24 protein-coding genes and 1 pseudogene are annotated in these 24,477 nt (G+C 74.8%); 16 read left to right on the top strand and 9 right to left on the bottom strand.

Features of this window, described 5'->3' with window-relative positions; all coding sequences use genetic code 11:
* The first annotated feature begins 371 nt into the window (after positions 1 to 371).
* From ACFVGO_RS10260 to ACFVGO_RS10250, 3 genes are all read left to right on the top strand, one after another.
* Positions 372 to 1,715, top strand: coding sequence for a geranylgeranyl reductase family protein (locus ACFVGO_RS10260; protein WP_359899342.1), 1,344 nt, complete (start codon positions 372 to 374; stop codon positions 1,713 to 1,715).
* Between the two features lie 212 nt (positions 1,716 to 1,927).
* Positions 1,928 to 2,584 carry a TNT domain-containing protein gene (locus tag ACFVGO_RS10255; protein WP_359899340.1) on the top strand — a complete coding sequence of 219 codons (657 nt, stop codon included), beginning with the start codon at positions 1,928 to 1,930 and terminating at the stop codon, positions 2,582 to 2,584.
* Between the two features lie 61 nt (positions 2,585 to 2,645).
* A complete protein-coding gene (locus ACFVGO_RS10250; RefSeq protein WP_380631336.1) occupies positions 2,646 to 3,245 on the top strand; it encodes a GNAT family N-acetyltransferase in 600 nt (199 codons plus the stop codon).
* A 36-nt stretch (positions 3,246 to 3,281) separates the two neighbouring features.
* Here ACFVGO_RS10250 and ACFVGO_RS10245 read toward each other — a convergent pair whose 3' ends face one another.
* Positions 3,282 to 3,986: a DUF4328 domain-containing protein gene (locus tag ACFVGO_RS10245; protein ID WP_359899337.1), complete on the bottom strand. Its 705-nt coding sequence runs from the start codon at positions 3,984 to 3,986 to the stop codon at positions 3,282 to 3,284.
* 165 nt (positions 3,987 to 4,151) lie between these two features.
* Here ACFVGO_RS10245 and ACFVGO_RS10240 point away from each other — a divergent pair, with 165 nt between their 5' ends.
* The 4 genes from ACFVGO_RS10240 (at position 4,152) to ACFVGO_RS10225 (ending at position 6,004) form a co-directional block, all read left to right on the top strand.
* Positions 4,152 to 4,628: a hypothetical protein gene (locus ACFVGO_RS10240; RefSeq protein WP_359899335.1), complete on the top strand. Its 477-nt coding sequence runs from the start codon at positions 4,152 to 4,154 to the stop codon at positions 4,626 to 4,628.
* Between the two features lie 65 nt (positions 4,629 to 4,693).
* Positions 4,694 to 5,107 (top strand): hypothetical protein, encoded by a 414-nt coding sequence (locus tag ACFVGO_RS10235; RefSeq protein WP_359899334.1) that lies wholly within the window; start codon positions 4,694 to 4,696, stop codon positions 5,105 to 5,107.
* 4 nt (positions 5,108 to 5,111) lie between these two features.
* Entirely contained in the window at positions 5,112 to 5,408 is a 297-nt protein-coding gene (locus ACFVGO_RS10230) for a PRC-barrel domain containing protein (protein WP_359899332.1), read from the top strand.
* Positions 5,409 to 5,419: 11 nt separating this feature from the next.
* Positions 5,420 to 6,004 (top strand): type 1 glutamine amidotransferase domain-containing protein, encoded by a 585-nt coding sequence (locus tag ACFVGO_RS10225; protein ID WP_359899330.1) that lies wholly within the window; start codon positions 5,420 to 5,422, stop codon positions 6,002 to 6,004.
* Between the two features lie 13 nt (positions 6,005 to 6,017).
* On the opposite strand, the gene ACFVGO_RS10220 is transcribed toward ACFVGO_RS10225, so the two are convergent.
* From ACFVGO_RS10220 to ACFVGO_RS10205, 4 genes and pseudogenes are all read right to left on the bottom strand, one after another.
* On the bottom strand, positions 6,018 to 6,872 hold the full coding sequence (locus ACFVGO_RS10220) for a DNA ligase (protein WP_380631375.1): 855 nt from the start codon (positions 6,870 to 6,872) through the stop codon (positions 6,018 to 6,020).
* Between the two features lie 66 nt (positions 6,873 to 6,938).
* Positions 6,939 to 7,808, bottom strand: a pseudogene (gene ligD / locus ACFVGO_RS10215) (non-homologous end-joining DNA ligase); the annotation flags it as partial.
* 163 nt (positions 7,809 to 7,971) lie between these two features.
* Entirely contained in the window at positions 7,972 to 8,412 is a 441-nt protein-coding gene (locus ACFVGO_RS10210) for a VOC family protein (RefSeq protein ID WP_359899328.1), read from the bottom strand.
* 7 nt (positions 8,413 to 8,419) lie between these two features.
* Entirely contained in the window at positions 8,420 to 9,340 is a 921-nt protein-coding gene (locus ACFVGO_RS10205) for a helix-turn-helix transcriptional regulator (RefSeq protein ID WP_380631335.1), read from the bottom strand.
* A gap of 201 nt (positions 9,341 to 9,541) precedes the next feature.
* On the opposite strand from ACFVGO_RS10205, the gene ACFVGO_RS10200 reads away from it, so the two are divergent.
* Positions 9,542 to 9,955: a CBS domain-containing protein gene (locus ACFVGO_RS10200; RefSeq protein WP_359899446.1), complete on the top strand. Its 414-nt coding sequence runs from the start codon at positions 9,542 to 9,544 to the stop codon at positions 9,953 to 9,955.
* A gap of 172 nt (positions 9,956 to 10,127) precedes the next feature.
* Here ACFVGO_RS10200 and ACFVGO_RS10195 read toward each other — a convergent pair whose 3' ends face one another.
* Positions 10,128 to 11,093 (bottom strand): AraC family transcriptional regulator, encoded by a 966-nt coding sequence (locus tag ACFVGO_RS10195; protein ID WP_380631333.1) that lies wholly within the window; start codon positions 11,091 to 11,093, stop codon positions 10,128 to 10,130.
* A 183-nt stretch (positions 11,094 to 11,276) separates the two neighbouring features.
* On the opposite strand from ACFVGO_RS10195, the gene ACFVGO_RS10190 reads away from it, so the two are divergent.
* Entirely contained in the window at positions 11,277 to 11,861 is a 585-nt protein-coding gene (locus ACFVGO_RS10190; protein WP_380549213.1) for a pyridoxamine 5'-phosphate oxidase family protein, read from the top strand.
* Between the two features lie 116 nt (positions 11,862 to 11,977).
* On the opposite strand, the gene ACFVGO_RS10185 is transcribed toward ACFVGO_RS10190, so the two are convergent.
* Positions 11,978 to 12,373 (bottom strand): transglycosylase family protein, encoded by a 396-nt coding sequence (locus ACFVGO_RS10185; RefSeq protein WP_380351380.1) that lies wholly within the window; start codon positions 12,371 to 12,373, stop codon positions 11,978 to 11,980.
* A gap of 482 nt (positions 12,374 to 12,855) precedes the next feature.
* Between ACFVGO_RS10185 and ACFVGO_RS10180 the strand changes: the two genes are divergently transcribed.
* From ACFVGO_RS10180 to ACFVGO_RS10165, 4 genes are all read left to right on the top strand, one after another.
* On the top strand, positions 12,856 to 13,425 hold the full coding sequence (locus tag ACFVGO_RS10180) for a universal stress protein (protein WP_380631331.1): 570 nt from the start codon (positions 12,856 to 12,858) through the stop codon (positions 13,423 to 13,425).
* Positions 13,426 to 13,499: 74 nt separating this feature from the next.
* The gene (locus tag ACFVGO_RS10175; protein WP_359902701.1) at positions 13,500 to 14,954 is read left to right on the top strand and encodes a PLP-dependent aminotransferase family protein; all 1,455 of its coding nucleotides are present in this window, start codon (positions 13,500 to 13,502) and stop codon (positions 14,952 to 14,954) included.
* 160 nt (positions 14,955 to 15,114) lie between these two features.
* Complete coding sequence (locus ACFVGO_RS10170; RefSeq protein WP_359902698.1) at positions 15,115 to 15,630, top strand: hypothetical protein; 516 nt, start codon at positions 15,115 to 15,117, stop codon at positions 15,628 to 15,630.
* A 587-nt stretch (positions 15,631 to 16,217) separates the two neighbouring features.
* Positions 16,218 to 17,624, top strand: coding sequence for a family 2B encapsulin nanocompartment shell protein (locus ACFVGO_RS10165; RefSeq protein ID WP_359902695.1), 1,407 nt, complete (start codon positions 16,218 to 16,220; stop codon positions 17,622 to 17,624).
* Positions 17,625 to 18,522: 898 nt separating this feature from the next.
* On the opposite strand, the gene ACFVGO_RS10160 is transcribed toward ACFVGO_RS10165, so the two are convergent.
* Positions 18,523 to 19,323 (bottom strand): hypothetical protein, encoded by an 801-nt coding sequence (locus ACFVGO_RS10160; protein WP_380631329.1) that lies wholly within the window; start codon positions 19,321 to 19,323, stop codon positions 18,523 to 18,525.
* A 224-nt stretch (positions 19,324 to 19,547) separates the two neighbouring features.
* Here ACFVGO_RS10160 and ACFVGO_RS10155 point away from each other — a divergent pair, with 224 nt between their 5' ends.
* Positions 19,548 to 20,315 carry a hypothetical protein gene (locus ACFVGO_RS10155; protein ID WP_359902690.1) on the top strand — a complete coding sequence of 256 codons (768 nt, stop codon included), beginning with the start codon at positions 19,548 to 19,550 and terminating at the stop codon, positions 20,313 to 20,315.
* Positions 20,316 to 20,448: 133 nt separating this feature from the next.
* The gene (yidD, locus tag ACFVGO_RS10150; protein WP_380631328.1) at positions 20,449 to 21,006 is read left to right on the top strand and encodes a membrane protein insertion efficiency factor YidD; all 558 of its coding nucleotides are present in this window, start codon (positions 20,449 to 20,451) and stop codon (positions 21,004 to 21,006) included.
* A gap of 107 nt (positions 21,007 to 21,113) precedes the next feature.
* Here yidD and ACFVGO_RS10145 read toward each other — a convergent pair whose 3' ends face one another.
* Positions 21,114 to 23,468, bottom strand: coding sequence for a glycosyl hydrolase family 18 protein (locus ACFVGO_RS10145; protein ID WP_380631326.1), 2,355 nt, complete (start codon positions 23,466 to 23,468; stop codon positions 21,114 to 21,116).
* Between the two features lie 316 nt (positions 23,469 to 23,784).
* Here ACFVGO_RS10145 and ACFVGO_RS10140 point away from each other — a divergent pair, with 316 nt between their 5' ends.
* Positions 23,785 to 24,432, top strand: a complete 648-nt coding sequence (locus ACFVGO_RS10140; protein ID WP_359902682.1) for a class I SAM-dependent methyltransferase — start codon at positions 23,785 to 23,787, stop codon at positions 24,430 to 24,432.
* Positions 24,433 to 24,477 lie beyond the last annotated feature (45 nt).

The following is a 24,477-nucleotide window of genomic DNA, read 5'->3' as shown; positions in this document are numbered from 1 at the left end:
CCGACTTTGGGGGTGGGATGAGGAGTGGAGAGGAGAGCTCGTCCCCTGCCCACTCATTTCCTTGGGGTCGGGCTGCACGCCCCCCACCCCTCCACCCCCCGCCCCCCCGCAGGTACTCGATCACCCGCTTGTCATGGTGCCGGGTGTCGCCGAGCGGCCCGAGTGGCCCGAGCGGCCCGAGCCGTCGACTCCGCTCCCCGGTCCGGTGGGTGAACCCGGACGGCCGTGGTGGCCGGTATTGACCGGTTCGCGGCGGCGGCCTGCGTGTCGGGGCGGCGGGCGGGTGCCGGGGTTCTCTATCGTCCGTCCGGAACCGCCCAGTCCGAGGAATCCGTCGCGAGTACAGCCGATCCGACCCGTGGGAGAGTGCGATGCCCGGCCCAGAGCAGACCGTCCGACCCGAGCGGACCGTCCGGCCCGAGGAGACCGACAGGGACGAGGAGGCCGTCCGGGCCGCGGAGAGCGCCGACGTCATCGTGGTCGGCGCCGGACCGGCGGGCTCCACCGCCGCCGCCCACCTCGCCCGGACCGGGCTGGACGTCCTGCTGCTGGAGAAGTCCGCCTTCCCGCGCGAGAAGGTCTGCGGCGACGGCCTCACCCCGCGCGCCGTCAAGCAGCTGACCGACCTCGGCATCGACGTCTCCGAGGGCGCCGGCTGGCTGCACAACCGGGGCCTGCGGCTGATCTCCGGGCGCCGCTCGCTGGAGTTCGACTGGCCCGAGCTCTCCGCCTACCCCGGGTACGGACTGGTCCGGCGCCGTGCCGACTTCGACGAACTGCTCGCCCGCAAGGCCGCCTCGGCCGGTGCCCGGCTGGTCGAACGCGTCACTGTGACGGGCCCGCTGCTGGACGAGCGGACCGGCCGGATCACCGGCGTCACCGCCAGGTCGGGGGAGGAGCGCCGGCCGGTCGCCTACCGGGCCCCGGTCGTGGTCGCCGCCGACGGCAACTCCACCCGGCTGTCGGTGGCGATGAAGCGCTACCGCCGTACCGACCGCGCGATGGGCGTCGCGTACCGGACGTACTTCACCACCCCGCGCCACGACGACCGCTACCTGGAGGCCTGGCTCGACCTGCGCGACCCCGACGACCCGGCCCGGGGCCTGCTGCCCGGCTACGCCTGGGTGTTCGGCATGGGCGACGGCACCGCCAACGTCGGCCTCGGGGTCCTCGACACCACCGGGACCGAGGTGGACTGGCGGGAACTGCTGCGCCGCTGGTGCGACGGCCTGCCCCCGGAGTACGGCTACACGCCCGACGGGGTCACCGAGCCGATCCGCGGCGCCGCCCTGCCGATGGGCCTCAACCGCCGGCCCCACTACGCCGACGGCCTGCTGCTGGTCGGCGACGCGGGCGGCACGGTCAGCCCGGGGACCGGCGAGGGCATCGCCTACGCGATGGAGTCCGGCCGGTTCGCCGCCGAGACCATCGTCCAGGCCCTCGCCCGCCGCACCGACCGCGGCCGCGAACTCGCCCTGCGCGCCTACCCGCAGGCGCTGCGCTCCGCGTACGCCGGCTACTTCGCGCTCGGTCGCCTGGCCGCGGACCTGCTGGGCCGCCCGAAGCTGCTCGGCGCGGCCGGGGCCGCCGGGCTGGGCCACCCGGCGCTGCTGAAGGTGGCGTTCCGGCTGATGGTCAACCTGACCGAGCCGAACTCCAAGGACGCTCTCGACCGGCTGCTCCACCTGCTCGGTCGGGTCGCCCCGGGCAGGTGACCCGGTGGCGCCGGACCGCCCATCCTCCTGGACGGGCGGCCCCGCTGTCCCGGGTTCGGTGGAATCCGCGCAGTCGAACGAGCAGTCGTACGGATTATATTGACGAATGATCAGAAGATCCGATTGCCTGGTGTCGAACCAGCCACGGAGGGTGAGCACAACGCCCCTCCGTGGCTCCCTTTTCGACCGCTGACCCGTTCGACGGAGACACCGTGCGCCTTCGCCTTCGCCTGCTCGTCGCGCCGCTCGCCGCGGCCGCCGCCCTCACCGCCGTGAGCACCCCCGCCGCCCTCGCGGCCCCGGCGGCCACCCCCTCCGACCAGTGCTCCGCCGCCTTCCACCACGACGACGCCCGCCTCGGCCCCGCCGACCTCCCGACCACCGGTCCGGTCGGCCGCCAGCTCGCCGGCTACCAGCGCACCGGCGGCGCGAGCGACCAGACCTTCCTGGCCCAGTACTACGACCCGGCCGGCAACGGCGGCAAGGGCGGCTGGATCTACCCGCCGGCCGACGGCTACGTCACCCTGCCCGACGGCAGCCCGATCGAGTTCGACCTCACGCTGTACCCGAACCAGAACATCGACCGCTACGGCAGCGAGTACGGCGCCTACCTCGCCCCCGAGGGCCTGCCCTACGCCAACCGCGCGCTCCCGCCGCAGAGCCTGGACAGCAACCCGCCGGCCGCCTGCAACTACCACGACTACAAGGTGGTCAAGGCCTTCACGGTGCACGCCGGCCCGATCGCGCCGTGGTTCAACCAGCCCGGCTGGGGCCTCCAGTACCAGCTCGACGGCGCCCTGCTGCCCGGCGGCCCGGCCAGGCCGAACGTGCTCTGGCTGGTCGAGAACGGCTACCTGGCCCGGATCTGACCCGCTCCGGGCCCGGGAAATTCGCTGGCGGGCCCGGGGGCGCCGGGGATAGGAAGACGGGATGACCATCAGCGATCCCGCCACCGACCGGCGGGTCTTCCGCCCCACCGTCCTCGACCTCGGCGACGCGCTGCTGCGCCCGTTCGGGCACGGCCTCGACGTGCCCGGCGGCATCGTGCCCGCCCTGGCCGCCGCCGCGGCCGACCCGGCCGTCGCCCGCTGGACCCCGCTCGGCGGCTCCGGCCCGGTCGACGTCGAGGCCTACCTCGACCGCTGCGAGGCCCGCTGGGCCGACGGCACCGCGGCCCCCTTCGCCGTCGTCGACGCCGCCGACGGCCGCCTGTGCGGCAACGCCTACCTGGTGTGGACCAACCGGGACGACGGCGTCATCATGGTCGGCTACTGGCTGCTCGCCGCCGCCCGCGGCCGGGGCCTGGCCACCCGGGCCGCCACCGCCGCCACCCGCTGGGCGGTGGAGCAGGTCGACGCCCGCCGGATCGAGCTCTACCACGCCGTCGGCAACGAGGACTCCTGCCGGGTCGCGGCGCGGGCCGGCTTCCCGTACGAGGGCACCCTGCGCGCCTCCTACACCTACGGCGGGGGCGTCTACACGGACGAGCACCTGCACGCCCGGCTGGCCTCCGACCCGTTCACGGACTGAGCGCCCCGCCCGCGGGCCCCGGCCGACCGACCGGGCTCAGCCCCGGACGGTGCCGCCGTGGAGCCCGAACGCGGGCGCGGCGGACTCGGTGAAGCGCTCCTCCTGCATGGCGGTCAGCCCGCGGACCACCAGGACGGCGAGCACGGCGGCCACCACCAGCAGTAGGTCGGAGGCGATCAGCCAGCCGACGGCCTGCTGGTAGCCGTCCGCGTACTGCGCCGAGGCCGAGTCGAGGTACTGGGAGCCGACCCGGCCGGTCGCGTTGGAGATCCAGAAGGTGGCCCACCAGAGGTTGAGCAGCGTCTGCGGGAGCTGCGGGCGCACGCCCGAGGCGTCCGGCCGGGCGCCGGCCTGCCAGATGTCGCCCGCGATCTGGCGGGGGAACCAGAGCGCGACCACGGGGGTGAACCAGGCGCCGATCGCCCAGCCGCGCTTGAACCGGTGCCCGCGCGGGTCGAAGACCTCGGCGTTCACCCGGACCCGGTGGAACCAGGTGACGAACGCGACCGCGGACGCGGCCAGGGCCACCACCTGGAGGTAGCCGACGTTGTCGTAGAGCTGCGCCGTGTCCATCAGCGCGGAGCCGTCGGACTCGGCGCCGGTGGCGAGATCGCCGGCCTCCCCGTACAGGCGCAGGCCCACGCCGAGCGGGGCGAGGGTCGTGGCGGCGCTCACGGCGAGCAGAACGGTGGCGGCGGTGGCGCTGGCTCTCGGCGAGCGGTACACGGCGGGCGAAGGCATAGGGGATCGGGCTCCTGGACTGGACCAATGTGACGGAGCGACACCCTAGGGCCAAACGATCACCCCTGACCAGCCACTTTTCCGGGCCGTCGAGAGGATTCCGGAGGCCCGGTCGCAGGCTGCGCGCGCGGCGGAGGAGCGACCTAACCTGGAAGGGAGCATTCGGTGCGTCGCCCGCGAACGGAAGCGGTGGTCATGACGGTGGTCTCGGCGGCTCTCTTCGGTACCGACTGGTGGCAGCCCGCGCTGCCCGGCGGTGCCGAGTTGCTGCGCGAGTGCGCCGCCCGGGGGTGGACGGTGGTGCTGACCGGCCCCGGGCCCGCCGGGGCTCCGGCGCTCACCGTGGCCGATCCCGGGGGCGATCCGGTGAGAGCCGCGCTGGACCTGGTGGACGGCAGGCCCTGGCACGCCGTGGCCGTCGCCGGGAGCGTGCGCGAGGTACGGGCCGTGCGGCGGGCCGGGGTGCCGTGCGTCGCCCTGACGGCCGGCCGGGACACCGGCCCGGAGCTGCGGGCGGCGGGCGCGGCCGAGGTCCACCGCGACGCCGCCGCCCTGTTGGGGGTCCTGGACGACAGCCTGCTCGCCCGCCCCCGGGCCTTCGGGCCCGTCGGCGCCGGAACAGGCGGTGCCCGCAACGGTTAGTGCCGGCCCGTACCGGGCAACCGCCGGGTGCGAGCACGTCACCGGAAGTGTCGGAGGTGACCGAGATGGACGGTCCCGCTTTGAGCGGATGGGAGCGGCGGCTCCTCGAGGAGATCGAGTCCGATCTGCGCCAGGACACACGGCTCGACCGGAAGCTGAGCACGATGGGCGCCAAAGCGCCGAGCCGGGTCCGGCGCGTGCTCCGCGGGGTCGGGCGCAGGGTCACGGCGGGGGTGACGCTGACCGCCCTGGTGATGACGGCGATCTGTTTCGGCGTGGGCGCCCGGACACCGGCCACCGCCGTACTGGTCGCGCTCGGGGTGGTCTGGGCGGCGACGGTGGGGGCCGCGGTCGCCGCCTCCGAACTGCTGCGCCGCCGGCGCGAGGCCCGCAGCGGTGTCGCACCGGCGGACCCGACGGAGTTCCGGGAACGCCGGGAGCGCCGCGATCGGCGCCCCTGGGACCGGCCGGAGGCGTGACGCCATGACCACCGACCTGTGGGAGTACCGCCCGGGCTCCCATCCCGCCGCCGACCTCGCGCTGGTCGGGTACGAGGTGCACGCCACCGACGGCCCGGTCGGCCGGGTCGAACAGGACGCCGGGGACCACCTGCTGGTCGACGCCGAGCCCTGGGTGCCGGGCGCCCGGGTGCTCGTCCCGGCCGGACTGGTCGCCCGGCTCGACCACCTCGACCGCGCCGTCCACCTCGACTGCCCGCGCGCCCGGCTCAGCACCGCTCCGCCCGTGGCCGTCGACCTGACCGCCCCGCACCCGGGCTGAGCGACCGCGCCATGGGCTGGCCGTCCACCACGCTCACCGGCCGGACGATCGCGTTCCTGGTCGCGCCGTACGGGGCCGAGCAGGTCGAACTGACCGACCCGTGGCAGGCGGTCGCCGAGTCCGGCGGCACCCCGCGGCTGCTGTCCACCGCCGAGGGGCGGGTCCGGACCGTCCGGCACCACGCCGAGGGCGACACCTTCGCCGTCGACGCGCTGGTCGCCGAGGCCGACCCGGCCGACTACGACGGGCTGGTCCTCCCCGGCGGCGTCGCCAACCCCGACCGGCTGCGCCTGGACCGGTCGGCGGTCGGCTTCGTGCACGCCTTCGGCGCCGCCGGCCGGCCGGTCGCGGCGATCTGCCACGCGGCCTGGACACTCATCGAGGCCGACGCCGTACGCGGCCGCACCCTCACCTCCTGGCCCAGTCTGCGCACCGACCTGGTCAACGCCGGTGCGCACTGGGTGGACGAGCCGGTGCATGTCTGCCACGACGGCCCCGGCCCGCTCGTCACCAGCCGCAGGCCCGCCGACCTGCCGCTGTTCGACGACGCCTTCGTCACGGAGTTCGCCCACGCGTCGGCGAAGCGCGGGAAGTGAGCGCGGACCGACGTCAGTCGCCCCGGAGGCGGACGAAGGTCGCGGTGGGCGGGCGGCCGGTGAGGGTGAACTCGGCGCGCAGGGGCGAGGTCAGCGGGTGGACCGGGCCGTGCTCGGGGTCGGTGCCGGGCGGGCCGAGCAGCGGGCGGACGACCTCGGCGACCTCGCCGGACTGGACCGGGGTGAGCCGCGGGGAGGTCAGGAACACCCGGCCGTCGTCGAGCCGCAGGACCAGCGCGTGCGGGTGGTCGGCCGGGCCGGTGACGGCGCCGACGGTGGCGTCCAGGGTGTCGCCGCGGCGGAACTTGACCCAGACCCGGCCCGCGCCGCGCGGCCGGTACGCGGCGGCGGCGGCCTTGCAGACCAGGCCCTCCACCCCGGTGTCGGCGAGCCGCTCCATCCACTCCAGCGCCTCCGCCCGGTCCGTGGTGGCCATGACCGGCCGGATCGGCGGCGGGACGTCGGCGAGGGCGGCGAGCAGCAGCCGACGGCGGTCGGTGAGCGGCAGCCCGCGGACGTCGCGGCCGGGCAGCGCCAGCAGGTCGAAGGCGATCAGGCCGAGCGCCACCTCGGGGGCGGCGGCGCGGGCCCGGCGGGTGCGCAGCAGCTCGCCGAAGGCGAACCGGCCGCCGCGCCAGGCGACCAGCTCGGCGTCCAGCACCAGCCCCTCCGGCAGCCGGGCCACGGCGGCGGCGACCGGCGGGAACTCGAGGGCGAGGTCGCGGCCGCCGCGGGACTGGAGGTACGCGGGCCGCCCGCCCCGGGCGAAGGCGACGCAGCGGAAGCCGTCCAGCTTCAGCTCGTACTGCACGCCCCCGCCGCCCAGGCCGTCGGCGGGCGGGACGGCGGTCACGGCGGCCGGGCGCATCACCTCGACGGGCGGGTGCAGCACCTGGCGCGCCGGCGGCCGCGCTCCGGACGCCGAGGGCGCACCGGGCAGCGGCCGGGCCCGCTCCGGGTCCAGCAGCGGGGCGAGCAGGTCGCCGTGCGCGGCCAGCCGGTCGGGCACCTCGGCGAGCGTGAAGACCAGGTCCCGCTCCTCGGTGGCCCGTTCCAGTTCCGCCCAGGCCAGCGGGGTGGAGACGGTCGGCAGCGGCCGGGCCCGCAGGGTGTACGGCGCGGCGGTGGTCTTCTTGGCGTTGTTCTGCGACCAGTCGACCAGCACCCGGCCCCGGCGCCGGGCCTTGGCCATGGTGTGCACCACCAGCTCCGGGCGCTCGGCCTCCAGGGCGGCGGCCAGCGCCTTCGCGTAACCGGAGACCCGGGTGCTCGGCGTGGGCTCGATCGGGACCAGCAGGTGCAGGCCCTTGGAGCCGGAGGTCTTCACCCAGGCCGCCAGACCGTCCGCCGCGAGCCGCTCCCGCAGCAGCAGGGCGACCGTGCGGCAGGTGAGCACGTCGGCGCCCTCGCCGGGGTCGAGGTCCAGCACCAGCCGGTCGGCGAGGGCGGGCGCGGCCGCGTGCCACTGCGGGACGTGCAGCTCCAGGCAGCCCAGGTTGGCGACCGCCAGCAGCGCCGCGCCGTCCTCCAGCACCACCTGCCGCAGCTCGCCGGTGTTGCTCGGCACGTCGACCGTGCGCACCCAGGCCGGGGTGCCGGGCGGCGGGTTCTTGGCGACGAACACCTCCGCCTCGACGCCGTCCGGGCAGCGCAGGAAGGAGACCGGGCGGTCGCGCAGGTGCGGGAGCAGGGCGGTGTGCACGGCGGCGTAGTAGCGCAGCACCTCGCCCTTGGGCGTGCCGGTGCGGGGGTAGTACACCTTGTCGAGGTGGGAGAGGGCGAGGGTGCGCCCGTCCACCGTCATCTGCGGCACGCTCCGCCTCCGATGCCTCCGATGCCTCCGCTGTCGCCGCTGTCTCCGATGCCTCAGGTGCCTCCGCTGTCTCCGGCGCCTCCGGTGGGGTGCCCCCGCAGCCAGTCTGCCCCGGTTCGGCGGCGGCCGCCCCGAGGGCTCCCGGGGTCCGTACTCAGATGCCCGTCGTCCGCCCGGCGGGCGGCCGGGGCGCGCCCGGGTAGGTGCCGAAGTACCAGCGGTTGCCCTCCGGGTCGGCGGCGGCGAAGTCCCGCGAGCCGTAGTCGGTTTCGTACAGCCCGGTGGTGATCCGGGCCCCGGCGGCCACCGCGCGGGCGTGCACGGCGTCCGGGTCGGCGGTGACCACGTACGCGGTGAAGCCGCCCGGCCGGCCCGGCCAGGGCTCGGCGCCCTCGGGCGTCCCGCGCTCGGAGCCGAGCATCACGCCGCCGCCCTCGGGCCAGGCGAGTTCGGCGTGCGCGACGACGTCGCCCTCGCCGTAGGTGACGACCTCCTGGAAGCCGAAGGCCTCGACCAGGAAGCGGATCAGGGCCCGGGCGTCGGTGGCGCGCAGGCTGGGCCAGACCTGCGGGGCGGGGGTCTCGGTGGCGTCCATGGCTCACTCACTCCTCGGGAAGCGTGGGTCGTCGTGCGGGTCGTTCCGCCTCCCACTCTGCGGCCGCACCCGGCGCCCCGCCTTGGACGTTTCGGAACTTCGCCTGCTCCGGGCCCTCCGCCGCCAGCCAGGCGCTCGGCGCGGCCCCGGCCAGCGCCCGGAACTCGCGGGCCAGGTGCGCCTGGTCGAAGTACCCGCAGCGCACGGCCAGTTCCGCGAGCCGGGGAGGCGGCTCGGTGGCGGCGAGCAGGCGCCGGGCGCGGTCGAAGCGCATCACCCGGGCGGCCGCTTTCGGGGTCAGCCCGGTCTCCCGGCGGAACCGCTCCTGGAGGTGCCGGGCGCTCCAGCCGGTCTCCCGGGCCAGCTCCGCCACCGGCAGCGCGCCGTGGCTGCGCCACAGTGCCTGCCAGGCCCGGCCGACCTCGGGCGGCACCCGGCCGGAGGGACGGGCGGCCCGCAGCAGCGCCCCGTCCAGCACGGCGAACCGTTCCGTCCAGTCGGGGGCGGCCAGCAGCTGCTCCCGGAGCCGCGGGGCGAACCGGCCGAGCACCTCCTCGGCGGGTACGTCGATCCCGGCCAACTCCCCGGCGGGCAGCCCGAACAGCGCCCGGGCGGCGAGCGGGTGCACGGCGATCTGCACGCCGGACTGCGCGCCCTCGTGGGTGATCAGCGCGGGGGTGGTGTGCAGTCCGCCGAGCAAGGTCGGGTAGCTGCCGGGCGGCTGTGCGGGATCGGGGTGCCCGGCGATCACCAGCGGCTCGTCGAGGGTGAGGATGAAGGTCAGGTACGGGGACGGCAGGCCGCGGTGCGCGGAGGGGGCGAGGCCGCGCTGCCGGTAGCCGGAGTACCGGGCCAGGTAGCGGCGCAGCGCCGTGGTGGGCCGGGCCCGGACGGCCTCGTCGACCGTCCGCTCGGCGTCCGTGGTCATGCTCCCAGTATCGGCGGTCGGGGCCGCCGGGCGCCGGGCCGGGGTCGCGGGCGGGGGCGGGGTTGCTTATGGTGAGGGCGCGGTCACACCCCTTCCGCCCCGACGGCGGGAGCCCGGGAGCGCCGCCGGGGGGATGCGGGGGGACCAGCGGGGGGAACCACCGACGAAGGAGTCCCCGTGACCACCACTGCCCGAGACATCATGCACACCGGCGCCCAGTGCGTCGGCGCCCACCAGACGCTGGCCGAGGCCGCGCGGATGATGCGCGACAAGAACGTGGGCGCGCTGCCGATCTGCGGCGACGACCAGAAGCTGAAGGGCATCATCACCGACCGCGACATCGTGCTGCGATGTATCGCGGAGGGCAAGGACCCGGCCACCATGACGGCCATGGAGCTCTCCGGCCACCTGCACTGCGTGCGCGCCGAGGACAGCATGGAGGCGGTGCTGCGCAAGATGGAGCAGCACCAGATCCGGCGCATCCCGGTGATCGACGGGGACCGGCTGGTCGGCATGATCAGCGAGGCCGACCTGGCGATGGGGCACCGCGACGGCCAGCGGCTGACCGATCAGCAGATCATCGAGTTCATGGACAGCGTCTACATGAAGCATTGACCGGCTGACGCCCCGCGTGCCCCGTGCCTGCCCGCCCCCGTGACCGGCCGGTCCCCCGTACCGGCCGGGCCCTTCGAGCGTGCCGGGCGGGGCACCGGTTCGTCTTGTACAAATGCGCACCGCCGGCGGCCGCGCACTTTCGGGGGCCGCATGTCGTGCGCGGGCGTGCGCCTCAGCCTCCGGCGTCCAGGAGGGTGCTGGTCACCCGCCCGGTGACCCGGTCGGTGACCTGGCCGGCGGGCTCGGGCAGGGCGGCGGCGGTGCGCCGGGACGCCAGGAACGCGCTCGGCGAGCGGCCGACCATGGCGCGGAAGGTCCGGTCGAGGTGCGACTGGTCGTAGTAGCCGCAGCGCGTGGCCAGGTCGGCGCCGGTGGTTCGCGCCCCGGCGGTTCGCGCCCCGGCGGGGCGGTGCCCGAAGGGGTGGTCCCCGGCGGTCCGCTCCTCGTGGGCGGTCAGGACGTGGAGGGTGCGCTGGAGCCGGAGGATGCCGGCCGCCTGCTTGGGGGCCAGCCCGAGGTGCTCGCGGAAGCGCAGCTCCAGCCTGCGGCGGCTCCAGCCGGTGCCCTCGACCAGGGCGCCGATCGGCACCAGCCCGTGGGTGTGCCGCAATTGCCGCCAGACCCAGTGCACGGACGGGTCCCAGTCCGGCCCGTACGCGAACAGCGCACCGAAGTAGCCGTCCAGCATGGCGAACCGGGCCGGCCAGCTCGGGGCGTGGGCGAGCCGGTCGGTCAGCGCCCGCAGCCGCGGGCCCAGCACGTCCCCGGCCTCGGCCCAGTGCCCGCCGAGCTCGCCGGCCAGCGGACCGAACGCCCGGAAGGCGCCCTGCGGAGTGAGCGAGACGGCCAAACCGTGCAGCACGCCCGCGTGTTCGGCGATCGTCGCGGTGCGGCGCAGCCCGGCCGCGACCGAGCCGAAGGCGGTGGCGGGCGCGGGGGAGACGGCGTCGGTGAGGCTCATCGTGCCTTCGAAGGCGAGGGCCACGGTGACCACGTCCGTCGGCACCTCCAGCCGTCGGAGCGGCCGGTGCAGGGCCAGCCGGTAGCCGCGGTAGCCGAGGACGTACGGGCGCAGCGGCGCGGTGGGGGTGCCGAGGACCGTCCCGGGCGCGGTGGTGGGGAGGGTGCTCCGGGTCATCGCAACTCCCGTGCTCGGCCTGGCGGGTGGCAGGTACCCGAACCATCGTAGGCGCCGCCGGGCGGCCTTTGGAGGGCGCGGACGGCGGTCGGTCGGCTTCGGGCGGCCCGGGCCGCCCGAGCGGCCGTCTCAGGGGCCGGAACCTCCTTTCCCACCAGTCGGGATGCGGGCACACTTGCGCCCATGGGAAAGCAGTACGAACGCATCGACGGCCGGCTGCGCGGTTTCATCGAGCGCCAGCCGGTCTACTTCGTCGCCACCGCCCCGCTGGCCGCCGACGGGCACGTCAACCTCTCGCCCAAGGGCCGCGCCGGGACGCTCGTGGTGATCGACGAACTCACCCTCGCCTATCTGGACTTCGGCGGCTCACAGGCCGAGACCGTCGCCCACCTGCGGGAGAACGGCCGGATCACCCTGATGTGGTGCGCCTTCGAGGGCCCGCCGACCGTGGTGCGGGTGCACGGGCGCGGCGAGCCGGTTTTCCGGGACGACCCGCGGTTCGCCGGACTGCTGCGCCACTTCGACCCGGCCGCGGACGGCTCCGGTCTGCGGGCGATCGTGCTGGTCGAGGCCGAGCGGGTCAGCGACTCCTGCGGTTACGCGGTGCCGTTCATGGACTACCGCGCCGACCGGGACCTGCACGCCCAGTACTTCGACCGCAAGGACGAGGAGGAGTTCGGCGCCTACTGCGAGCGCAAGCCGCTGGTCGGCACCAGCATCGACGGCCTGCCGGCCGTCCCGCTGCCGCTCCCGCCCCGGCCGTCCTGACCGCCCCGGCCGTCCTGACCGGCGCGTTCGTCCCGGCCGCCCCGATCCCGCGGGCCCCGGGCACGACGAGGCCGCCGCACCCCGGGTGGGGTGCGGCGGCCTCGTGGCGTGCGGTCCTACTTGGTCAGACCGGCCTTGGCGGAGCAGACCGGCCAGGCGCCCGGACCCTGGGCGGCGAGCACCTTCTCGCCGACGGAGATCTGCTGCGCCTTGGTGGCCTGGTGGGCCTGCGGGGCGTAGGCGGTGCCACCGAAGGCGGCCCAGGTGCTGGAGGTGAACTGCAGGCCGCCGTAGAAGCCGTTGCCGGAGTTGACGGCCCAGTTGCCGGTCGCCTCGCAGGCGGCGACCTTGTCCCAGACCGTGGCCGGCGCGGCGGAGGCGCTGGTGGCCGCGACGAGGCCGGCCGCGGGCAGGGCGGTGAGCGCCCCGGCCATCAGAGCCATCCGGACGCGGTTGCGGCGCTTCGGGGTGGCGGTGGTGGCGGCAGCGGCGGTCTCGTTGCGGAAGGTCATGGAGTTCCTTTCGGAGGGTTCGCGAGCGCGCGGAACCAGACCCTCGGAAGGCCGTCGGTTTCGGGGACACGTCACTCGCGTGGTTCTGCACCGTCCTGCCCGGGGGCGGTTGGCCCGGCCGGAGCGGATCGCTCGGTGCAACGGGTTCGAAGTTACGGGGGTGGTCGTGGCGGTTTCAAGGATTCGAAGGTTTAGCCATGTCAGAGGGCTGTTACCGGGCGTAAGGATCAAGGAATTGTGGCGATTTCGCCCGATTTACCACTATTTCCAAGATCAAATAGCCCCGGGAAGTGGCCCGCGCCACTCCGAACCCCCCGCAGAACCGCTGTGAGGCCGCCCACACGGTCGACAGCGTGTGACGGTCGGCCAGCCGCCGGTGCCGGATTCGGCGTCCGGGCCACCGCCCCGGGTGGCCCGGGCCACAGCCCTCACCCGGAGAGCCCGCCGCCGTCACTCCCGGTGGCGGGCATAGCCTCATTTCCATGAGCAACGAGAGCGATGCAGCGGACACGGCGGACGCGGGAGAGGCGGCCGCCGGCGCGCGAGGGGCCGCCGCGGCCGGGGCGCCGACCGGCCCCCCGGGGCACGAGGCCGCGGCCGCACCCGCCGGCTTCGAGCTGGGCACCGACGGCCCCGGCGTGATCCTGGCCGGCCTGGACGGCTCCGACTCCTCCTGGCGCGCCACCGCCTACGCCGCCGGACTGGCCCGCCGGCAGGGCGCCGTCCTCGCGGTGGCGTACATCCAGCCGATCCTCGGCGCCGCGACCGCCCTGGCCGGGGCCGCGGTGGAGGAGACCACCCAGGAGATCGCCGAGGAACTGCTGGCCGCGCTGCGCGAGGCCGAGCACCGGGTGCGCGAGGTGTGGAAGGTGGAGTGGCGCTTCCTGACCATGCGCGGCGACCCGTACGGCGGCCTCGCCAAGCTCGCGGACGAACTGCGCGCCGACGCCGTGGTGGTCGGCGTCTCCGAGCAGGCGGGGCACAAGGTGATCGGCTCGGTGGCCGTCCGGCTGGTCAAGGCCGGCCGCTGGCCGGTCACCGTCGTGCCGTAGGAGGGACAGTCCCGGCCCGCGGCCGGGCAACCGCCCGAGGAGGGCCGGGGCGGCGGCCGGTAGGGTGCGTGACCATGACGGACACGCGGGGCACGCACCCCTCCGAGCCCGCCCACTCGACCGGCAACGACCTGCACCTCGACCTCCCCGCCACCGGGGGTCGGCGCGCCGCGCTGATGGCGGCGCTGCGTGAGGCGATCCGCAGCGGCAGACTGGCCCCCGGCACCCGGCTGCCGCCCTACCGCGCCCTCGCCACCGACCTCGGCCTGGCCCGCAACACCGCCGCCGAGGCCTACGCCGAACTCGTGGCCGAGGGCTGGCTGACCGCCCGCCAGGGCTCCGGGACCACCGTGGCCGAACGCGCCGAACCCGTCCCGCGCACCCGGGCCCGCCGGCCCGTCCGCCGCCCCGGCCCCACCCACGACCTGCGGCAGGGGCAGCCCGACGCCGCCTCCTTTCCGCGCACCGCCTGGCTCGCCGCCGCCCGCCGGGCCCTCACCGGCGCCCCCAACGAGGCCTTCGGGCCCGGCGATCCCCAGGGCCGGCGCGAGCTGCGCACCGTCCTCGCCGACTACCTCGCCCGCGCGCGGGGGGTGCGCACCGACCCCGACCGGATCGTGGTCTGCTCCGGCTTCGCCCACGCGCTGCGGCTGCTCTTCGACGGCGCCGCACCCGTCCTGCCGCCCGCCGAGCACGGCCCGCTGGCCGTCGAGGCGTACGGGCTGGGCTTCCACCGCGGGCTGCTGGCCGCCGCGGGCGTTGCCACCGTTCCGCTGTCGATCGACGAACTGGGCGCCCGGACCGGTGAGTTGGCCCGGTATCCGGAGGTCCGGACGGCCCTGCTCACCCCCGCCCACCAGTTCCCGACCGGCGGCCCGCTGCACCCGGGCCGCCGCGCGGCCGTGGTCGACTGGGCGCGCGGGCGCGGCGGGCTGCTCCTGGAGGACGACTACGACGGGGAGTTCCGGTACGACCGCCAGCCGGTCGGCGCCCTCCAGGGGCTCGACCCCGAACGGGTGGTCTACCTCGGCAGCGCCAGCAAGAGCCTGACCCCCGCGCTGCGGCTCGGCTGGATGGTGCTGCCCGACCACCTGGTGGACCGGGTGCTCGCCGCCAAGGGCGAACGCGAGGGCTGGGCCAGCGCCCTGGACCAGCTCACCCTCGCCGATTTCATCGACTCCGGCGGCTACGACCGGCACGTGCGCCGGATGCGCCGCCGCTACCGGGACCGCCGCGACCAGCTGGTGGCCGCACTGGCCGCCCGCGCTCCGCACATCGAGGTCTCCGGCATCGCGGCCGGCCTGCACGCGGTGCTCCGGCTGGAGCCGGGCACCGAGCGCTCGGTGCTCAAGGCCGCCGCCTACCGGGGCCTGGCCGTCGAGGGGCTCGCCGACTACCGCCACCCGGCGATCGGCGAGGAGGCGATGCCCGCCGTCGACGGACTGGTGGTCGGCTACGCCACGCCGCCGGACCACGCCTACCCGGCGGCGCTCGGCGCGCTCTGCGACATCCTGCCGCCCTGCGGGTGACGGGGCGGGGGAGGAGCGGCGAAGCATAGGGCCCCGGGCACGCCCGTGGGGGCGGAACGCGGGCGGCGGGTGCGCGGTGTCCGTTCGCCGCTCCTGCGTCGGTACGGACCGGGGCCGAGGAACGCAACCCGGGCGGAGGCGAGGCCTACGCTCCTTGGTCATGCGCAGAACACATCCGAGTCGCGCCGCGCTCGCCGCGTGTCCGGCCCTCGTCGTCGGTCTGCTCCTCGCCGCCGCCCCCGCCGCCCGGGCCGACACCCAGCTGCCCCTCACGGCCGTCTCCGACAAGCAGACGACCGTCCGGGGCGGCGAGTTCACGCTCTCCCTGACGCTCACCAACCCGTACGACACCCCGATCCAGTTCGTCTACCAGAGTGTCCAGGAGACCTACGCCACCAGTCTGGAGAACGGGCTCAAGTTCACCGCGACCGCCTGCGGCACCCAGACCAACGGGTGCAGTGACAACGTCCACGGCGGCATCGCCCGCTACAGCGTTCCACTCGCCCCGGGCGCCAGCAGCGCCTTCACGGTGACGTACGCCGTCGCCCCGGATTCGGCCTGCGGTCCGGACACCCGGATCGACTTCTACTCCTACCTGTACTACGAGTACAACGGCGGTGAGACCAACAACTCGGGGATCATCGGCATCCCGGGTACCCAGGTCGCCTGCGCCTGACCCGACGGGACCGTCGGCGCCGTCGGCGTCATCGGCAGCCCGTCGCGGGCGCCGGGCCTCCCCGGTGCGGACCCCGACCTGCGCGCCCCCCGTTCACCCGTCAGGTGCCGGCTTCCCCCGTGCCGGCACCTGACGGGCCCTTCGCGTTCCCGGAGACCTCCGCGCCCCCGGGACCGTCGCGTCGCCGGGGTGGTTCGCGCGCTCCTCGCCGACGCCGGGACGGTGCGCCGGGTTGACGTCCGGCGATGGCCTCCGGGCCGTTCGGCAGGGCCCGGGCCGGGACTGGAAAGCCTTTGGCAGCACGGGGATCGCAGGGGCGAACGGATGTTCCCGGAGTTTATGTGACTGTGGGGGCGGACCGGGCGAGATTCACCCTATCGGGGGGTAGTGGGCCTCCGTGCGGGCCCGGTCGGGTCCTGGTGATCTAGGGTTCCGGATGGGCCGCCCGGAGACGGCGGCCGCCTTTCGCGTGAAACACCAACGCCCCTACCAGTAAGCGGATCTGATGATCCGTCATGGCATGCGCCAGGACGGGCCGGTATGCCCCTGGACGCGTGACCCGATCACAGGAATGGAGATCCCTGCCGATGACCGTGGACACGAGCCCGGAGGCAGTGCAGGCCAAGCAGCAGAGCCTCGCGACAGCCGCTGCCCGGAACCTTGCCACCACGACCAAGTCCGCACCGCAGATGCAGGAGATCACCTCCCGCTGGCTGCTCAAGGTGCTTCCCTGGGTCCAGGCGGCCGGTGGCGCCTACCGCGTCAACCGCCGGCTCACCTACGCCGTCGGCAACGGGGTGGTGGAGTTCATCAAGACCGGCTCCCAGGTCCGGGTGATCCCGGCGGAGCTGGGCGAGCTGGCGCTGCTGCGCGGCTACGAGGAGGAGGACGTCCTCACCGCCCTGGCCGACCGCTGCCAGCAGCGGGACTTCGGCCCCGGCGAGGTGCTCGCCACCCAGGGGGACGCCGCCGACAAGATCTTCCTGATCGCGCACGGCAAGGTCAACAAGATCGGCACCGGCAAGTACGGCGACGACACCGTGGTCGGCGTGGCCGGCGACGGCGACCGCTTCGGCGAGGACGCGCTGCTGAACCCGGACGCCACCTGGGAGTTCACCGCCAAGACCGCCACCGCCGGTGTCGCCCTGACGCTGACCCGGGCGGACTTCGCCGCCATCCGGGACAACGCGCCCAGCCTCCAGGAGCACCTCCAGTCCTTCCTGGCCCTGCCGCTCCAGGCGCAGAACGAGCGCGGCGAGGCCGAGATCGCCATGTCGGCCGGCCACCGCGGCGAGTTCGAGCTGCCCGGCGCCTTCGTGGACTACGAGCTCAAGCCCCGCGAGTACGAGCTGAGCGTCGCGCAGACCGTCCTGAAGGTCCACACCCGCGTCGCGGACCTGTACAACCAGCCGATGAACCAGACCGAGCACCAGCTGCGGCTGACGATCGAGGCCCTGCGCGAGCGCCAGGAGCACGAGATCGTCAACAACCCGGAGTTCGGCCTGCTCAACAACGCCGACTTCGACCAGCGCATCCAGACCCACTCCGGCCCGCCCACCCCGGACGACCTGGACGAGCTGCTCAACCGTCGCCGTGACCCCGACTACCTGCTCGCCCACCCGCGGACCATCGCCGCGATCGGCCGGGAGTTCAACGCCCGCGGGCTGTACCCCACCCACGTCGACCTCGGCGGGCAGCAGGTGCCGGCCTGGCGCGGGGTGCCGATCCTGCCGTGCAACAAGATCCCGGTCACCAAGGAGAACACCAGCTCGATCCTGGTGATCCGTACCGGTGAGGACAACCAGGGCGTCATCGGCCTGCACCAGACCGGCATCCCGGACGAGTACCAGCCGTCGCTGTCGGTCCGCTTCATGGGCATCGACGAGAAGGCGATCATCTCGTACCTGGTCAGCGCCTACTATTCGACCGCCATCCTGGTGCCGGACGCGGTCGGCGTGCTGGAGAACGTGGAGATCGCGCACCGACGCAGCTGAGCGCACGGAACAGCGGGCGCGGGCCGTAACCGGCCGGCTCGAAGATCGTTTGACCTGATGACGGACGGCCCGCCCCCCGAAGGCGGGCCGTCCGCCTGACCATGTCTGATCACTTCTGGTCGTACCCGATGGAATGTCCGTCAGGAATGCGACCGTATCTGATCTTTCTGCCCGTCCTGACCGTTCCGCCCATTCCCCTGAGGCCGGTCGGCCCGAGCCGTTCCGTCCTCCCCGGACGACCCGAGAGGTGTGTGGAGCCCATGCCCCAGCGTCGGCAGATCCGCCGGATACCGCCCGGCGGCGGTGGGGGCGCGGCGCCCGGGCGACGGGTGCGGCTGATCGGCGCGGCGGCCTGCGTGGTCGCGGTCTGCGCACTGGTCGGCGGAGCGACCGCCTCCGGCGCGGGGCAGTCCGGCCGGCCCCCGCGCGGTCCGGCGGTGGACGTCTGCGTGTGCGACGAGACCGACGTGTCGCTGTCGGTACGGCCGGGCGGGCAGGTGACCGTCGGTGTGGACGTGGACGTCCAGGTCGGAGTCGGCGTCACGCCGGGCGCCGGCGGTCCGGGGCACCACGGGCCCAAGCCGCCGCACTGGCACCACCCCTGCCACCCGCCCAAACCCGGCCCGAAGCCGACTTCGAAGCCCACCGCGCCGCCCTTCTCCCTGCCGCCCACGACCGTGCTTCCCACCCCCTCGATGCCCTTCCCGTCGACGCCCTTCTCCTCGCGCCCGCGCCCGACGGGGTTGCGCGGCGAGCCCGGGCGGCCGGTCGAGGGGCAGGCCGGGCCCGGGCAGGCAGGGCCGGGGCACGGCGGTGACGACCACGACGACGACTGGTGGGGGGACGACTGGTCCGACGACGACTGGTGGGGGGACCACGGCTGGCACCACCACCACCATCACCACCCGCATCCCTGCCCCAGCCCGACGCCCACCCCCACGCCGACGCGTACGCCGACCCCGACAGCCACGCCGACGCGTACGCCGACGCCGACCCCCACCGTCACGCCGACGCCGACCCCCACCGTCACGCCGACGCCGACCCCCACCGTCACGCCCACCCCAACCCCCACGCCGACTGGTACGCCGACCCCGACTCCCACGCCGACGCCGACACCCACGCCGACGCCGACACCCACGCCGACGCCGACACCCACCCCGACGCCGTCGCCCACTCCCACGCCGTCGCCGAGCCCGAGCCCGACTCCCAGCCCGAGTGCGACTCCGAGCCCGAGTCCATCGCCGAGCCCGAGCCCGAGCCCGAGCGCGACTCCGAGCCCGAGTTCGACGCCCAGCCCGAGTCCGGCCCCCACGCCGTCACCGACCGTGCCCACGCCGACCCCGTCGTCGCCCGGTCCGACTCCGGCCCCCACCCCGGCGCCCGCGTCACCCGCGCCCCCGGCGTCGCCGGCCCCCGCACCGCCGTCGGTCCCCGCGCCGCCGCCCGCCCCTGCGCCCGCCCCGCCCGCCCCCGCGCCCGCTGTGCCCGTTCCGGCCCCCGTGGCGCCCGCGGCCTCCGTGCCGGCGGCCCCGAGCCCGGCCGCGCCCAGCCCCGCGGCCTCGCCGAGCGCGGTGCGTCCGAGCCCGCTGTGGCCGACCCCGTCGGCGCGACCGGTGTTCCGCGCCCCGGCGACGAAGCCCGCGCCCATGGCCCGGCACCACCAGGGCATCTCGATGACCACCACGATGCTGATGATCATGGTTCCCGCCGTGATCGCGGCGGCTGCCCTGCGGCCGGGTCGCGGTGGCCGCGGACGCGGTGGCCGCTCGGGTCCGTCCTGACCGTCTCCCGGCGGTCCGCCGCCCGGCTCCCGGCCGGTGGCGGCCCCGCCCGTGCTGCCCCGCCCCGGGCCCGGTCGGCCCGGGGCCGCCCCCCTGAACCTTTTCCTTTCCGTCACAAGCCAAGTCAGAGAAGGGAGTTCCCATGTCCGAGTGGGTGGCGTTGATCATCGCCATGGCGTCGGCCTGCGCCGTCGTCGTGGCGGTGGTGGTGCTCAGGCAGCGCCGACCGATCGAGGAGAGCACCGACGAGACCCCGGACGTCATCGAGTACATCACGATGATGATCGGGGTGGTCTACGCGATCGTCCTCGGTCTCGCCATCGCGGGTGTCTGGGAGGCGCGCGGCGCCGCACAGGACGACCTGTTCCGCGAGGCGCAGTCGCTGCGCGAGGTGAGCGACCGCGCGGTGATCTACCCGGTGGAGTTCCGGGACCAGGTCCGGGCCGACGTGGACGCCTACGTCTCGTACGTCGTGAACACCGAGTGGGACTACATGAAGGAGAACGGGGCGATCACCGAGAAGGGCGACCAGCTGCTCCAGAAGCTCCAGAACGACGTCGCCACCCGGGCGCCCGCCTCCGACCTGGAGTCGCAGTCCTACCAGCCGATCATGGACCGGGTCAGCGAGGCCTCGGAGGCCCGCAATTCGCGCGGGCAGAACGCCGGGCCGACGATGCCCGGGGTGGTCTGGCTCGGTCTGATCGGTGGTGCGGTGGTGACCGTCGGCATGCTGTTCGCGCTGCAGATCCGGCGCACGCCGCGGGAGTTGACCCTGGCGCTCTGTTTCAGCGTGCTGATCGCCTTCCTGCTGTTCATGATCTGGGACTTCGACAATCCGTTCTCCCGGAGCGTGTCGGTGACCACCCAGCCGTTCGAGGACCTCTTCCCCTCGCTCAACCTCGGCGGCTGAGCGGGCGGAATCCGCTCGGTGCCGGCTCGGTGTCGGCTCGGCCTCCGCCGGGATCCGGCCAGGTGATCTTCGGATAATCTGGCCCGGATCGTCGGGGTCGGCCCCGGCGGAAGGAACAAGGGGATTCTCAGCAGTGTCCGACCCGACGCCGGATCTCGGTGCCCACTACCCGCCGGCCCGCCCGGAGCGCGCCTGGTTGTGGCTGCCCACCTCGGAAAGGCTCCGGCGGAAGAAGCAGCGCCGGATGTGGGAGGAGTACCGGAAGCGCTACCGCCCGGAGGACGAGGCCAAGGCCCGGCGGCGCAAGCACCTCCGGGACGAGGGTACCGACTGCTGCCTCGACGGCTGCTGCGAGATCGCCGACCCCTGCCTGATCGCCCTGATCCCGGTGATGATGGTCTCCGGCGTCCGGTTCGCCCTCACCGGCGCGCGCGGACGCCGGACGGCCGACCCGTCGGCCCCCGCCCCGCGCGGGTTCGCGGCCGGAGTGCTGTACGGCGCGGTGCGCCACTACCGCACCGAGGTCAGCCCCCGGCGTCCGGCCTGCTGCCCGTACACGCCGTCCTGCTCGACCTACGCGGTGCAGGCACTGCACCGGCACGGCGCGCTGCGCGGGGCCCGGCTGACGGCCGGACGGCTGCTGCGCTGCCGCCCGGGCGCGGGCGGGACGGACCCGGTTCCGCCGCGCTGAGCCGCCCCGGCTCTCGGGCGGTCGAGGCACCGAGGCGCGGACGGGCCGCGCGGAGTTTCCCCGCGGGACGCCGCTCCTGCACTCCCTCGCTCCTGGCCGAAAGAACCTCAGCGCAGGCTGCTGTCCATCGAGTTGAGCATCGTGCCGGAGGCGTCGTCGTTCTCCAGGGAGAAGGCGAACAGCCCGCCCAGGCCCTTGCTCTTGGCGTAGGCCCCGCGCGCCTGGACGGCCTGCGGAGTGTCGCCGGTCCAGAAGTTGGTGCCGTCGTAGACCCAGCTGCTCTGGGTGACCGGGTCCCAGTGGGTCTGCGCCGCCGTCGGGTTGAGCTCCTTCCAGGCGGCCAGGCCGGCCTCCTGGCTCAGCGGCTTCTTCGCCGTCGGGCCGGTCGCACTCTGGTACAGGCCGTAGTTGGAGCCGGCCGGGACACCGGTCCAGCCGCGCCAGTAGAACGGGATGCCCAGCACGATCTTGTTCGCCGGGAAGCCGCCGGGGATGCCGTACTCGGGCAGGCCGGTGGTGTACGCGGCGATCGTGGTGTCCACGTTGTACTTGCGGGTGCCCGGGGTGATCGGCGTGGTCGGGTCGGCCGGGCTGTCGTGCAGCGGGTCCTGGTGGTTGGTCGGGCCCGTGGCGTCCCACGCGCCGTGCATGTCGTAGGACATCACGTCGGCGTAGTCCAGGTAGGCGCCGATCTTGTCGGTCTCCAGCTGGGCGACCTTGTCCTGGCCGCTGGGCAGCGCGGCGGTCAGCAGGTACCGCTTGCCCTGGGCGGCGCCGAGGGCGTCCAGCTGGGTGCGGAACTCCTTGAGCAGCAGGGTGTAGTTCTGCTTGTCGGCCGCGGAGTAGTGGTTGCCGGTGTGGCCGCCGGCCGAGCCCGGGTACTCCCAGTCGAGGTCGACGCCGTCGAAGAGGCCCGCCGCCGAGGCCGGGCCGCCGGAGGCGTCACCGGCCACGCCGGTCGGCAGGTTCCCCTTGAGGAACATGTCGACGCAGGAGGAGACGAAGGCCTTGCGGGAGGAGTCGGTGGCCGCCGCGTCGGAGAAGTACTTGGAGTACGTCCAGCCGCCGATCGAGATGGTGAAGCGCAGGTTCGGGTACTTGGCCTTCAGCTGCCGGAGCTGGTTGAAGTTGCCCTTGAGCGGTTGCTCCCAGGTGTCGCTGCTGCCGTCCACGCTGGTGCCGGCGCCGTAGTCGGCCTGGTAGTCGGCGTAGGCGTCGCCCGCGCCGTCACCGGCGTTCGGGTTGGACTCGTTGGCCGAGTCGGAGGCCTTCACCGCCTGGAAGCAGGTGAACTTCGTCGGGTCGATGTTGGCGAACGCGTAGTGGACGACGTCCAGCTTGGCCGCCGCGCCGCTGGTGTCGACGTTCTTCGCGTTGTACGCGTTCTCGTAGACGCCCCACTGGTCGAAGTAGGCCGAGCGGACCGGCTGCTGGGCCGGGGCGGCCGCGGTCGTGGTGCTCACCGGGGCGGACTGGGCGGAGGCGTGGCCGCCGGAGTAGCCCTGGACGCTGAAGGTGTAGCTCTTGCCCGGCAGCAGCGAGCTGACCGCGACGGAGGTGCCCATCGAGGTGGCGACGAGCTGGCCGTTGGACCACACCTTGTAGGCGACGGCGCCGTCACCGCTGGTGAGGGTGGAGGGCTGCCAGGTGAGCACCACCGCGTTGGACGTCGTCCTGGTGACCGCGAAGCCGGTCGGGGTGGTGACCTTGCCGTCCCCGGCCGGGCCGCTCGCGGTGGCCGTCGGGGTCGGGGTGGTGGTCGTGGGGGTGCCGGTCGGGCTGTTGGTCGCCGTCGGGCTGCCGGTGGCGGTCGGGCTGCCGGTCGCGGTGGGGCTCGCGGTCGGGCTGGCCGTGGCGGTCGGACTGGCGGTGGCCGTGGGGCTGGCGGTCGCGGTGGGCCCGGCCGGGCCGGTCAGGGTGAGGTCGTCCGCGTAGTACGTGCCGGTGCCGTACCAGCCGTGGGTGAAGACCGTGACGGAGGTCGTGGTGGCACCGGTGGTGAAGGTGGTGATCAGCTGGTTCCAGCCGGTCCCGCCCGGCGTCCAGGCCGAGGAGTTGACGCCGGTACCGGTGGCGCCCAGGTAGACGTAGCTGCCCTGGACCCAGCCGGCCAGGGTGTACGCGGTGTTCGGCTGGACGGCGACGGTCTGCTGGCACTGCGCGGTGTCGGCGGCCGAGGCGGCGCCGCCGAGCGCGCGGCTCCCGCCGTGCACCGGGGTGGTGACGACGGACCCGTTGGAGCAGGTCCAGCCGGCCAGGGTGCCGGTCTCGAAGTCGCCGTTGGCCAGCAGGTTGACCGGGGCGGCCGAGGCGGAGCCGAAGGTCAGGGCGATGGCGGCGCCGCTGGTGGTCAGGGTGGCGGCCAGGGCCAGTGCGGTGGCCCGTCTGCGCTGGGCGGCCCGGCGGCCGGCACGCTCCCCGGCGGGGTTGGCGGGCCGTGCGGGCATGACGCGATCGTGCATGCGGTGGGTCCTCCGGATGTGTGGGGGTTCCGGCGGTGCGGTGGCCCGGACGGGCCGAGGGGAGCCGGCCCGGGCGCGGTGGGGGCGCGCGGGCTGGTGACACGTGCTGACGAGCGGTGCGCGGACACGACGGGCTGCCGGCCCGTGCACGTCACGACTGAACAGATTGGACTGGACCAATATTCGCCGTCAAGGGTGTCCGCCCGCTGGACCGCCTCCGGCCCCGGCAGCGGCGGCCCCGGACAGCGGCGGCCGGGGTGGCGCGGGCCCGGTAGGTTGGCCGGTACGAGCAGGCCCGTCGAACGCAGGAGGCGCGATGGACAGCCAGGACTGGGACGACCGCTACGCCGCGAGCGAGCTGGTGTGGGGCGCGGCGCCCAACCAGTGGGTGGTCCGTGAACTGACCGGCCGCACCCCCGGCCACGCCCTCGACCTCGCCGCCGGAGAGGGCCGCAACGCCATCTGGCTGGCCGCCCAGGGCTGGGAGGTCACCGGACTGGACTTCTCCGCCGTCGCCCTGGAGCGCGCCGAACGGCTCACCGCCGACCTGCCCGACGAGGTCGCCGACCGGCTCACCTGGCGCCACGGCGACGCCCGTGCCTTCGAGGCCCCCGCCGCCGGCTACGACCTCGTCCTGGTCGCCTACCTCCAGATCCCGGCCTCGGGCCGCCGGGCCGCGCTGCGCCGCGCCGCCGACGCGCTCGCCCCCGGCGGCACCCTGCTCGTCATCGGGCACGACCTGAGCAACCTCACCGAGGGCGTCGGCGGCCCGCAGGACCCGGCCGTGCTCTTCACCCCCGAGGACGTCCTGGCCGACCTCGCCGACCGCGGGCTGCGCCCCGTCCGGGCCGAGCGGGTGCACCGTACGGTCGGCGGCGAGCCCGGGCACAAGGGCGGTGGGGCCGGCGCGGGCGGACGGGTCGCGGTGGACGCGCTGGTGCGGCTGGAGCGCGGCGCCGGGTGACTCCCGGCCGCCGGTCCTCGGGGAGGCCGGCGGCACCTGCCGTCC

This window comes from Kitasatospora sp. NPDC057738 (assembly GCF_042798815.1).
In the GTDB taxonomy this organism is placed as follows: Bacteria; Actinomycetota; Actinomycetes; order Streptomycetales; family Streptomycetaceae; genus Kitasatospora; species Kitasatospora lactacystinica.
The sequence above is the reverse complement of the archived record's forward strand: the minus strand, read 5'-3'. Positions and strand labels throughout refer to the sequence as shown.

What these genes read in the sequence shown, in the direction of transcription:
- ACFVGO_RS10155 (WP_359902690.1), top strand. Translation starts at nt 19,548, where the DNA reads ATGTCCGAGTGGGTGGCGTTGATCATCGCCATGGCGTCGGCCTGCGCC.
- ACFVGO_RS10145 (WP_380631326.1), bottom strand. Translation starts at nt 23,468, where the DNA reads ATGCACGATCGCGTCATGCCCGCACGGCCCGCCAACCCCGCCGGGGAG.
- ACFVGO_RS10225 (WP_359899330.1), top strand. Translation starts at nt 5,420, where the DNA reads ATGGGCTGGCCGTCCACCACGCTCACCGGCCGGACGATCGCGTTCCTG.
- ACFVGO_RS10260 (WP_359899342.1), top strand. Translation starts at nt 372, where the DNA reads ATGCCCGGCCCAGAGCAGACCGTCCGACCCGAGCGGACCGTCCGGCCC.
- ACFVGO_RS10235 (WP_359899334.1), top strand. Translation starts at nt 4,694, where the DNA reads ATGGACGGTCCCGCTTTGAGCGGATGGGAGCGGCGGCTCCTCGAGGAG.
- ACFVGO_RS10190 (WP_380549213.1), top strand. Translation starts at nt 11,277, where the DNA reads ATGGGAAAGCAGTACGAACGCATCGACGGCCGGCTGCGCGGTTTCATC.
- ACFVGO_RS10185 (WP_380351380.1), bottom strand. Translation starts at nt 12,373, where the DNA reads ATGACCTTCCGCAACGAGACCGCCGCTGCCGCCACCACCGCCACCCCG.
- ACFVGO_RS10245 (WP_359899337.1), bottom strand. Translation starts at nt 3,986, where the DNA reads ATGCCTTCGCCCGCCGTGTACCGCTCGCCGAGAGCCAGCGCCACCGCC.
- ACFVGO_RS10180 (WP_380631331.1), top strand. Translation starts at nt 12,856, where the DNA reads ATGAGCAACGAGAGCGATGCAGCGGACACGGCGGACGCGGGAGAGGCG.
- ACFVGO_RS10210 (WP_359899328.1), bottom strand. Translation starts at nt 8,412, where the DNA reads ATGGACGCCACCGAGACCCCCGCCCCGCAGGTCTGGCCCAGCCTGCGC.
- ACFVGO_RS10165 (WP_359902695.1), top strand. Translation starts at nt 16,218, where the DNA reads ATGACCGTGGACACGAGCCCGGAGGCAGTGCAGGCCAAGCAGCAGAGC.
- ACFVGO_RS10195 (WP_380631333.1), bottom strand. Translation starts at nt 11,093, where the DNA reads ATGACCCGGAGCACCCTCCCCACCACCGCGCCCGGGACGGTCCTCGGC.
- ACFVGO_RS10220 (WP_380631375.1), bottom strand. Translation starts at nt 6,872, where the DNA reads ATGCGCCCGGCCGCCGTGACCGCCGTCCCGCCCGCCGACGGCCTGGGC.
- ACFVGO_RS10200 (WP_359899446.1), top strand. Translation starts at nt 9,542, where the DNA reads ATGCACACCGGCGCCCAGTGCGTCGGCGCCCACCAGACGCTGGCCGAG.
- ACFVGO_RS10175 (WP_359902701.1), top strand. Translation starts at nt 13,500, where the DNA reads ATGACGGACACGCGGGGCACGCACCCCTCCGAGCCCGCCCACTCGACC.
- ACFVGO_RS10250 (WP_380631336.1), top strand. Translation starts at nt 2,646, where the DNA reads ATGACCATCAGCGATCCCGCCACCGACCGGCGGGTCTTCCGCCCCACC.
- ACFVGO_RS10170 (WP_359902698.1), top strand. Translation starts at nt 15,115, where the DNA reads ATGCGCAGAACACATCCGAGTCGCGCCGCGCTCGCCGCGTGTCCGGCC.
- ACFVGO_RS10205 (WP_380631335.1), bottom strand. Translation starts at nt 9,340, where the DNA reads ATGACCACGGACGCCGAGCGGACGGTCGACGAGGCCGTCCGGGCCCGG.
- ACFVGO_RS10160 (WP_380631329.1), bottom strand. Translation starts at nt 19,323, where the DNA reads ATGATCATCAGCATCGTGGTGGTCATCGAGATGCCCTGGTGGTGCCGG.
- ACFVGO_RS10230 (WP_359899332.1), top strand. Translation starts at nt 5,112, where the DNA reads ATGACCACCGACCTGTGGGAGTACCGCCCGGGCTCCCATCCCGCCGCC.
- ACFVGO_RS10140 (WP_359902682.1), top strand. Translation starts at nt 23,785, where the DNA reads ATGGACAGCCAGGACTGGGACGACCGCTACGCCGCGAGCGAGCTGGTG.